The sequence below is a fragment of the Frankia sp. AiPs1 genome, assembly GCF_023716945.1.
Classification (GTDB): Bacteria; Actinomycetota; Actinomycetes; order Frankiales; family Frankiaceae; genus Frankia.
Map to the genome: position 1 here is coordinate 1 of NZ_JAMQQF010001147.1, position 645 is coordinate 645.

Annotated in this window: 1 protein-coding gene; it reads left to right on the forward strand. The window is 75.8% G+C overall.

Annotated elements, in window-relative coordinates; genetic code table 11:
• Positions 1–88: 88 nt before the first annotated feature.
• Positions 89–645 (forward strand): glycosyltransferase family 9 protein (locus tag ND748_RS33365; protein ID WP_374216108.1); only part of this gene is annotated, 557 nt, incomplete at its 3' end.

Sequence of the window (645 nt, forward strand, 5' to 3'; positions counted from 1 at the left end):
GGATATGCGGTGGCGGTTTCATTCCACCCGCGGTATTTACCGCGGGTGCGGGTGGGGGCGGGGAGGGAGATTGGGCGGTGGGGCGGCCGTGAGCGGGCGGGTCCTCGTCGTCCGCCTCGACAGTGACGGCGATGTTCTGCTGTCCGGGCCGGCGATCCGCGCGGTGGCCGCGCGGGCGGCACACGTGACGCTGCTCGTCGGCCCCCGCGGACGGTCGGCCGCCGGTCTGCTGCCCGGCGTCGACGAGACGATCGTCTGGCGCTGCCCGTGGATCGACGCGACGCCGCCACCGGTGCGCCGCGACGACGTCGACGGCCTCGTCGACCGGCTCGCCGCCGGCCGCCACGACGAGGCGCTGATCCTCACCTCGTTCCACCAGAGCCCGCTGCCGGTCGCGCTGCTGCTGCGGATGGCCGGCGTCCGGCGCATCGCCGCAGCCAGCGAGGACTATCCCGGCACGCTGCTCGACGTCCGTCATCGGCTGCCCGAGCGCGGTCTGCACGAGGTGACGCGCGCACTGTCGACGGCGGCGGCGCTGGGTTACCCGCTGCCCGCCGGCGACGACGGCCTGCTGGCGCTGCGCCGGCCGCTGCCCGACCCGACGCCGCTGGTCGGCGCGATCCCTACGGGCGCCCGGCCCTACGT